This window comes from Microbulbifer sp. 2205BS26-8, assembly GCF_030731025.1.
In the GTDB taxonomy this organism is placed as follows: Bacteria; Pseudomonadota; Gammaproteobacteria; order Pseudomonadales; family Cellvibrionaceae; genus Microbulbifer; species Microbulbifer spongiae.
In genome coordinates this window covers 57,229-66,202 of record NZ_JAVAMR010000019.1, presented here as the reverse complement: position 1 = coordinate 66,202, position 8,974 = coordinate 57,229, and the positions used below count along the sequence as shown (strand labels likewise).

Here is an 8,974-nt window from a genome sequence, read left to right as displayed (position 1 = left end):
CTGGAAAATCCGTTCCTGCTCCAGCGTTGAGTTTGAATATGAGCGATTTTCTCTTGATAAATGCCTGTACTAAATTTCGATCAAAACAGGAGGAGAATGTCGGTGAAGCGGATCTTTCATTGTGGCAGGAGTGGTACGTTGATGTTTATAGAGGTGGGAAAAATAATGTCGTAAGGTTCTATTTAAAGGGTCCTGAAGACGCAGAAAAACTATGCTTTATTGATAATAATTTTCGAGTGACAGAATTTTAGGCCAAGTTAAAGTGGGCAAAACTTTTGTGCCGCAAGCATAGCTTAGGTCCAGGAAAAGTGGATATCAAGAGGTCGAATAAATGGACACTGTGCACAGGCTCTCCGCGACGCGATTGACGGTCTAAGTCACGCAAAGTTGATCGCCGCTATGAAGCGAGCCTTGGGCTACCTAGCAGTGATGCGCGCAGTTGAATATAGACCATTAGCTTACAGCTGAATCCAAGGAGCGGGTAACGCTGGAGAGCAAGCATTGGTAAAATTGGGCTTTTAATCGCAGTCAATGGAGTAACTTGGGACTCTTTAGTCTGTGTAGAATTCTATTATGCTTCAGAGCAGTAGGAAGATTATGAGCTTTTTCTGGCGGCAATTCCCTTCTGTCTTTTTTGGCAGCACTAGTGCGCCAGCTTTAACGTGACCACTCCAACTATAATCAGCAACACACCGAGGTAGCGGCTCAAACTGGCAGGGTCCCCAAAAAAGAGAATGCCTACCAGGAATGCCCCGGCGGCGCCGATGCCGGTCCAAACCGCGTAGGAGGTGCCGATGGGTATCTCCCGTTGCGCCAGCCACAGCAGCAATCCACTGGCCCCAATAAAGACCGCGGCCATCAGGATGCCCAAAAGGCGCGTGGTGTGGTCCTGGGAAATCTTTAGTCCGAGGACCCAGCCGATTTCACACAGGCCTGCCAGTATCAGGTAGAACCAGGCCATTTTTTCCTCTTCGAGATGCAGGGTTGTTTATCCGGGCAGAGTAAGTATACGCACGCGCGCTCCCCTTGACAGACAGCCAAGGCGCAAACAGCGGGGTTCTTTCTTTTGGGGTGTGCAGTCAAGATATCTCCTGTAGACCCGTTAACGGTATCCATATCACACAGGGCCCTGGTGAGGTACACCAAGCAGCCGATCCCATCCAGATGCTGTACAGTTTGGGCAAAACCGGTCCTGGCCAAAGAGGGATTGCTCAGGGCAAACCGGGTTTAACAGCTATCGCTAAGTGTAATCGGGGCCCTGTTGTGTTGATATTCTGTTATCTATCCGGTCCTGTTGGATTGGGATACCGGATAGGATTGTTGCCCTGTGAATTTGCTACCGTAGAAATCCTTGGCGGATTTTTCAGGGGAGTTGCAATGCAAAGTGATTGCGTAAAAAAGCCAACTACACCGGTGGCTGTAATGGTTTACTGGGCCCGGAAATTTCAGGATTTTATTGACTGTATTGAGTAGTGATACTTTGGTCGGAATCTCCGTGGGCCGCCCTGGTGATCGTTCATACACATAATGACGCTGAACTTTCCTTTGGCCAGAGAGAGCGGGCATTGAAAATGCTATAGGGGATTTCGGATGCCAAAGGAGATAGCGCGGCCAATACGGCAGGGGGCTGGCCTGTATTGCATGAGTGGTCTGCTGGGATGGCTTATGCTGCCGGGCAGCGGCGTGGCCGGGCAGGAGCGCATCGAGACCTTGCTGGTAACGGCCAGCCACGCAGGGGCATTGCCGGAGCGCTTCTCTGAAGTTGGCGGTGAGGCCCTGACCCTGGTGGGACACAGCCATATTCAACAGAGCCTGGTGCGGGTGCCCGGTGTGAATCTGGCCAGGGGCAATGGCCAGGAATACCTGCCGGCGCTGCGCTCGCCGGTGCTGTCCGGCGCCGGGGCCTGTGGCAGTGTGCTGAGTGCTGAAGACGGCATACCACTGCGTGCGAAGGGCTTTTGCAATATCAATGAACTTTTCGAATCCCACAGTGAAACGGCCCGGGGTATCGAGGTGACACGGGGGCCCGCCGGCATCCTGTTTGGTGCCAATGCCCTGCACGGTGTGGTGAATGTGATCAGTCCCACCGTGGGGGAAAAAGCGGGCGGTGCCTCCGCTGCGGTTGGGTTTGAAGCCGGTCCCGAGGCGTTTTATCGGGCGAAATTCTCGGCAGACACCGGTACCGACAACCCCTGGGGTCTGCGTATGGATCTGTCTCTGTCCACAGACGGCGGCTACCGGGACCGCTCCGGCTACGACCAGCAGAAACTCAGCCTGCAACACCTGGTGCAGACTGGCTCCCTGGAGATCCGGACACGTCTGGCCGCAACCAATGTCAATCAGGAGACGGCGGGATATATTGAAGGCACCGGTGCCTATCGAAACCGCCGCGCCAGTCGGGAAAACCCCAACCCAGAGGCATTTCGCGATGCCGACGCCCTGCGGTTGTACTCGCGCTTGGATATCGATTTGGGCGGGGATCGGACATTGGTATTGACGCCCTACCTGCGAAAGACGGAGATGCGTTTTTTACAACACTATCTGCCCGGGCAGGCCCTGGAGGAAAACGGCCAGGAGAGTGCGGGCATCAGAAGCCGTTACCGCGTTGCTGGGGGGGACCAGTTGGCGCTGGTGGCGGGCATCGACGGGGAGTTTACCCGGGGCTATCTGCGCGAGAGCCAGGCACATCCCACAGAAGGGTCGGACTTTCTGCAGGCGACAATTCCCACTGGCAAACACTACGATTACGAGGTCGACGCCTGGAGTATTGCCCCCTTTGCCCTGGCCACCTGGCGCCCGAACGAGCGATGGGACCTTCTCGGGGGCCTGCGCTTTGAAGCGGTCCACTATCACTATGACAATAACATGCTGGCCGGGCGCACCAGGGAGGATGGCACACCCTGTGGGTTTGGCGGTTGCAGGTTCAGCCGCCCGCAAGACCGGGAGGACCGCTTTCTGAACGGGTCCCCGAAACTGGGGGCCATTTTCCGGGTTGCGCCGGGCCTGCAGCTGTTTGCCAACCTGGCCCAGGGGTATCGGGTCCCCCAGACTACGGAGCTCTACCGCTTGCAGCGGGAGCAGCGCGTTGCGGCACTGGATTCGGAGCGGATACAAAGCCTTGAGTTGGGTCTGCGCGGCCATGGCGGCGGGTTTTCTTACGAACTGGTCGCCTACGGGATGCGCAAGCGCAATGTGATTTTTCGCGATACCGAGTACTTTAACCGCGCCAATGGAAAAACCGCGCACCAGGGCCTGGAGTTTGCGTTCGAGTACGTATTCGCCAGCCGCTGGCGGATAGAGACCGCCGCCAGTTATGCCGAGCATCGCTACCGGGACGCGCGCCGGCTGCAGGGTGTGGCACTGGATGGCCGGCTTGTGGATTCGGCGCCGAGGGTGTTTGGCAGCACCCGTCTGCGCTGGCAGCCATGGGCGGGGATGGCCGCCGAGCTGGAGTGGTTGCACCAGGGGCGCTACTATACCGATCCGCAGAACCGGCACGAGTATCCCGGCCACAATCTGCTCAACCTGCGCCTGCGCTGGGCAATGGAGCTCTGGGCGCTCTCTGTGCGGGCACTGAACCTCGCCAATAAAGACTATGCGGAGCGGGCGGATTACAGCCGTTTTGGCGGCGAGCGCTATTTACTCGGTGCGCACCGCGCACTCTACCTGTCAGTGTCCGCTGATTGGTAAATGTGGTGTGTCTTTGCCCGGGGGTGGAGCCTGTGCCCCACACCTGCCGGGTTGCCGGGGTACGCTAGCCTGCGGGTGGCGGTGCGGCCTCCGCGGTTGTGCGGGCGGAGGGAGCGCCCTGGCTGTCAATCCAGTTGTCCATACGGGCTTCCAGGATATTGAGGGGCAGGGCGCCGGCGCCCAGTAGCGTATCGTGAAAGCGGCGGATATCGAAGTTGCTGCCGAGGCTTTGTTCCGCTTTCGCCCGCAGTGCCCGAATTTTTAGCTGCCCCAGCTTGTAGGCCAGCGCCTGGCCCGGCCACACCAGGTAGCGGTCGATTTCCACAGTGACATCGTGCAGGGGTTTGGCACTGTTTTCCATAAAGTAGGCAATGGCCTGTTCGCGGTGCCAGCCCAGCTGGTGCATCCCGGTATCTACCACCAGACGCACTGCGCGCCACATATCATAGGTCAGGGCACCGAACTCACTGTAAGGGTCCCGGTACAGCCCCAGATCGTAGCCGAGGCTCTCGGAGTAGAGGCCCCAGCCCTCCACAAAGGCCGTATACAGGGCCAGGCGGCGCAGAGGGTGAATCTCGCTCTGTTCCTGGGCCAGGGCGATTTGCAGGTGGTGGCCGGGCATGGCTTCGTGCACGGTGAGGGCTTCCATCTCCCACTTGGGTCGGCTGGGCAGGTTGTAGGTATTGGCGAAGAAGATCCCCGCGCGGCCGGCCTCGCGGGAGCCCGGCTGGTAGTAGGCAGTGGTTTGCGATTGCTCGGAATAGCCGGGGATGGGTTCAACCCCGTAGGGCAGGCGAGGCAGGGTACCGAACAGGGCCGGCAGCTTGCCGTCGATGCGCTTGGCGATAGCCCGGTACTCCTGCAGCAGCGCTTCGCGACTGCTGTGATAGAACTGTGCATCTGTGCGCAGGAATTCGGTAAACGCCTTGAAATCGCCCTGGAAACCGGTCTTGCGGATAATTTTCTTCATCTCCCCGCGGATACGTTTGACCTCTGCCAGGCCGATGCGGTGTATCTCCTCGGGACTCAGGTCCGTGGTGGTGTTCTGGCGGACTTTGTGGGCATACCAGCGCGATCCGTCGGGGCGGCTGGAGAGGGCGATGTCCACCTGTGCCGCGGGGATATATTCGCGCTCCACAAACCCGGCCAGATCCCGCCAGGCCGGCACCAGCTGCTCGTTGTAGAGGGCGTAGGCGCGTTGTTGCAGGCTGCGCTGTCGGGCGGCGGATAGGTTCCCGGGCATTTCCGCGAAGGCTTTGAGCAGCGGGCTCTGCTGTGGGGATGCGGGAATCAGGGCGCGGATCTGGCGGGACAGGTCGCGCAGGGTGATTTGTGGCGGTGTCACCTGTTGCCTGAGCCCCAGGCGCATCAGTGCCTGGGTTTGCGCCACCAGTGTGGGGAGCTTCTCCAGGCGCGCCAGCAGGGTGTCGTAATCCGCAGCGGTGCGACGGGGCATGCTGTTGAGCACCGCCGGAACACTGCGCTGGATACCGCTTATGTGGGTGAGCGGCTGCAGGTGATCGGGGAACTGGAACCCTTTCACTGCGCCAAGCAGGTCCTGGTACAGCAGTTGGTAATCGAGCTGCTGTGCTGCGTGCAGGGCACTTGCGTCGATATTGCGGGTGGCCCCCAGCAGGCGTCGGGTCTGCGCCTGGCGGCGCTCAATAGCGGCGATCGAATTGTCTACCCAGCGGTCATTCTGGCCGGGGTAGCCCTCGTAGGTGGCCTGGCTAGGGAAGCTCTCCATCAGCCAGCGGTAGCGCAGGTCTTGCAGGGCCGGCAGCCGTTCGGAGGCGCTCTCAGTGGGCAGGGCCTCGAAGGCCCGATCAAAGGCTTCCCGATCCATGGCGGTGGCACTGAAACTGGCGAGCAGGCCCATGGGTAAGACAAGGACTTTCCTGAAGAATGACATTTCCCCTCCCGTACAAAGCGGAATCCGCTGTAGAAATACCCGCGCCTGCGCGCGGGATTGCAAGGTTCAAGGAGTCGCACTGGCCAGAGGCGGCGCTCTCCCTTACCCCGGTGCTCCGGCATTGGGTTGCCGGGTGTCAGCCATCGGCTCTACCCCGGCTATCGCAGTGATCTCGGGCCGCGTCCTCAGGTGCAACAGCTAGTTGACCGCTGCGGTGCGGCTGCTGAAATCGTGCTGGCTCAGAAGCTGCAGGCGCCGGCGTATCCGCTCTTCAATACCGGCGGCATCGAGGCCGATTCCGGCGAGCAGGTTGTCGTGTTTTCCGTGTTCAATCACCCGGTCGGGCAGCCCCAGTTGCAATACCGGCAGGGTCCTGGCGGTGCTGTTGAGATACTCCAGCACAGCACTGCCGACGCCGCCGGCCACGGCGTTCTCTTCGATAGTCACCAGGAGCTGGTGGTTTCCGGCAAGTTCATCAATCAGTGCTTGATCCAGGGGTTTGATCCAGCGCATATCCGCTACTGTTGCCCCCAGCCGCTCCGCCGCCGCTGCGGCTGGAGCCAGCAGGGCGCCGAAATTCAAGATGGCCACGCCGCTGCCTCGATGTAGCAGGTGACCTTTGCCGAGGGGCAGCGCGCGCATTTCCGCTTCGATCGCGGCGCCCGGGCCGGTGCCGCGGGGGTAGCGCACCGCGGCGGGGCCCCGGTGCTGGTAGGCGGCGGTCAGCAGCTGGCGGCATTCATTTTCATTGCTGGGGGCGGCAATGGCCAGATTGGGCAGGCAGCGCATAAAGGTCAGGTCAAAGCTGCCGGCGTGGGTGGGGCCGTCCTCACCCACGAGGCCGGCGCGGTCGATGGCAAAGGTGACGTCCAGGTTCTGGATGGCCACATCGTGCACCAGCTGGTCGTAGCCTCGCTGCAGGAAGGTGGAGTATATGGCTACTAACGGTTTCTGGCCTTCACAGGCGAGACCGGCGGCGAGGGTCACGGCGTGCTGCTCGGCGATAGCGACATCGTGGAAGCGCTCCGGGAAGCGCTGGGAAAATTCCACCATGCCGGAGCCCTCGCACATGGCGGGGGTAATGCCGACCAGGCGCTCGTCGCAGGCGGCGGTATCGCACAGCCAGCGCCCGAAGACGTCCTGGTACTTGGGCAATGTCTTCCGGCCGGTTAAGGAGACCTGCACCTTGCGTGCCGGCTCCAGCTTGTTCAGGGCGTGATAGCCCACCGGGTCCGCTTCAGCGGGCCTGAAGCCCTTGCCTTTGGTGGTGGCGATATGCAGAAGCTGGGGGCCGGGCTGGCTGCGTAGGTTGCGCAGGGTGTGTACCAGGTCGTGCAGGTTGTGCCCATCCAGCGGGCCCACGTAGTTGAAGCCCAGTTCCTCGAACAGGGTGCCGGGCGTGATCATCCCCTTGACATGCTCTTCCGTGCGCCGCGCGAGTTGCCAGGCTTTGGGAATTGCAGACAGTATCCTGCGGCTGCCCTCGCGCATATTGAGATAGGCCTTGCTGGCGAGGATCTTGGCGAAATAGGTGGCGAGCCCCCCCACATTTTTCGAGATTGACATACGGTTGTCATTGAGTACCACCAGCATATCCCGGCCGGTGTGGGCGGCGTGGTTGAGGGCCTCGAAGGCCATACCCGCGGTCATGGCACCATCGCCGATCACCGCCACCACCTTGCGCTCGTCGGGAGAGCCCAGTGCCATCCCCAGGGCGGCGCCAATGGAGGTGCTGGAGTGTCCAACCCCGAAGGTGTCGTAAGGGCTCTCGCTGCGCTTGGGGAATCCGGACAGGCCGCCCTGCTGGCGCATGGTGAGCATCTGTTCGCGGCGCCCGGTGAGAATCTTGTGGGGGTAGGTCTGGTGGCCCACATCCCACACCAGGCGGTCTTCCGGGGTGTTGTAGATATAGTGCAGGGCAACGGTCAGCTCCACCACACCGAGGCCGGCGCCGAAGTGCCCGCCAGTCTGGCCGACACAGTACAGCAGGTATTCGCGCAGCTGGCTGGCGAGTTCGGGCAGTTGGCGTTCATCGAGGGCGCGCAGCTGGGCCGGGCTGTCGATGGCATCGAGCAGCGGCGTGTGCGGGCGGGTGCGTGGTATATCTTCGAGCATCAATCGGTTCATTGGCTACAGGTGGTGGTAATGAAGGGGATTGTATGCCCGTGACGGGTATATTGCATCCCGGGGCGTGGCGGGCGCCGTGCTCAGTGGCTGCGCTGGACGATGTAGTCCGCCAGTTGTGCCAGTAAGCGGGTATCGCCGGGCAGGGGATTGAGGGCATCCAGGGCCTGCTGGTGCAGGCACTGCAGCTTTGCCCGGGCGCCATCCACACCCAGCAGGGATACGTAGGTGGGCTTGTTGCGCAGGGCGTCTGCGCCCCGGGGCTTGCCCAGAACTGCGGTGTCTGCGGTGATATCGAGGATGTCGTCCTGTACCTGGAAAGCCAGGCCGATGGCCCGAGCATACAGGGTCACAGCTTCCAGCTGTTTCTCACTGGCACTGCCGAGCATAGCGCCCATGCGGGCGCTGGCGCAGATCAGGACACCGGTCTTCAGGCGGTGCATGGGCTCCAGTTGGTCCAGGCTGAGGGCTTTGTCGACCGAATTCAGATCGATGGCCTGACCCGCAACCATACCCCGGCTGCCGGTTGCGGCGGCAAGCTCCTGTAGCAATCGCAGTTTCAGGGCGGGCGCCAGGGTGTCCGCCAGCAGCAGTTCAAAGGCCTGGGTCTGCAGGGCGTCGCCGGCGAGAATCGCGGTGGCCTCACCAAAGGCAATATGGCAGGTGGGGCGGCCCCGGCGCAGATCGTCATCGTCCATGGCCGGAAGGTCGTCGTGGATCAGGGAGTAGGCGTGGATGCATTCCAGCGCTGCGGCCGTTGCGTCGCAGCGGGCGGGGTTGAAAGCCTCCGTGCAAAAAACCTGAGCGCAGGCATACACGAGTGCCGGGCGCAGGCGTTTGCCGGGCCCCAGTGCCGCATAGCGCATGGCGTCAAACAGGCTCTCTGCCCCCGCTGTGGGGAGGGAGAGTGCCTCCCGGATGCGGGTTTCGACCCGGGTGGCGGAACACTGCAGCCATGCCCTCAGCGCTGCGGGCGGGTCGGCGGCAGTGCTAGGCATCTTCTGCGGCGTCGGTATCGAAAGGCAGCTCTTTAATGCCGCCATTCTCCTCCATCAGCAGTTTGACTTTCTGCTCCGCGCTCGCCAGTTTGCGCTGGCACTCGCGGGTGAGTTTCACCCCCCGCTCAAAGTCGGCCAGGGCTTCCTCCAGGGGGAGGTCCCCGGCCTCCAGGCGCTCCACCAGTTTTTCCAGCGCCTCCAGGTTCTCTTCAAACGTTGCCGATTGTTTCTTTGCCGCCATAGCATCGCC

7 protein-coding genes are annotated in these 8,974 nt (G+C 61.2%); 2 read left to right on the top strand and 5 right to left on the bottom strand.

What is annotated here, in order from left to right:
• The coding region (locus tag Q5Y71_RS08740; protein ID WP_306041691.1) for a hypothetical protein at positions 1-251 on the top strand (251 nt) is incomplete at its 5' end.
• Between the two features lie 392 nt (positions 252-643).
• Here the strand turns inward: Q5Y71_RS08740 and Q5Y71_RS08735 are convergent.
• Complete coding sequence (locus tag Q5Y71_RS08735; protein ID WP_306041690.1) at positions 644-961, bottom strand: multidrug efflux SMR transporter; 318 nt, start codon at positions 959-961, stop codon at positions 644-646.
• Positions 962-1,590: 629 nt separating this feature from the next.
• Here Q5Y71_RS08735 and Q5Y71_RS08730 point away from each other — a divergent pair.
• Positions 1,591-3,690: a TonB-dependent receptor gene (locus tag Q5Y71_RS08730; protein ID WP_306041688.1), complete on the top strand. Its 2,100-nt coding sequence runs from the start codon at positions 1,591-1,593 to the stop codon at positions 3,688-3,690.
• A 64-nt stretch (positions 3,691-3,754) separates the two neighbouring features.
• Here Q5Y71_RS08730 and Q5Y71_RS08725 read toward each other — a convergent pair whose 3' ends face one another.
• The 4 genes from Q5Y71_RS08725 to Q5Y71_RS08710 all read right to left on the bottom strand — a co-directional run bounded on the left by Q5Y71_RS08725 (position 3,755) and on the right by Q5Y71_RS08710 (position 8,965).
• Complete coding sequence (locus Q5Y71_RS08725) at positions 3,755-5,602, bottom strand: DUF885 family protein (protein WP_306041686.1); 1,848 nt, start codon at positions 5,600-5,602, stop codon at positions 3,755-3,757.
• Between the two features lie 198 nt (positions 5,603-5,800).
• On the bottom strand, positions 5,801-7,717 hold the full coding sequence (gene dxs / locus Q5Y71_RS08720; RefSeq protein WP_306041685.1) for a 1-deoxy-D-xylulose-5-phosphate synthase: 1,917 nt from the start codon (positions 7,715-7,717) through the stop codon (positions 5,801-5,803).
• Positions 7,718-7,809: 92 nt separating this feature from the next.
• Positions 7,810-8,724 (bottom strand): polyprenyl synthetase family protein, encoded by a 915-nt coding sequence (locus Q5Y71_RS08715; RefSeq protein WP_306041683.1) that lies wholly within the window; start codon positions 8,722-8,724, stop codon positions 7,810-7,812.
• Complete coding sequence (locus Q5Y71_RS08710; protein WP_306041681.1) at positions 8,717-8,965, bottom strand: exodeoxyribonuclease VII small subunit; 249 nt, start codon at positions 8,963-8,965, stop codon at positions 8,717-8,719. The genes Q5Y71_RS08715 and Q5Y71_RS08710 overlap by 8 nt, the downstream gene beginning before the upstream one ends.
• Between the last annotated feature and the right edge of the window lie 9 nt (positions 8,966-8,974).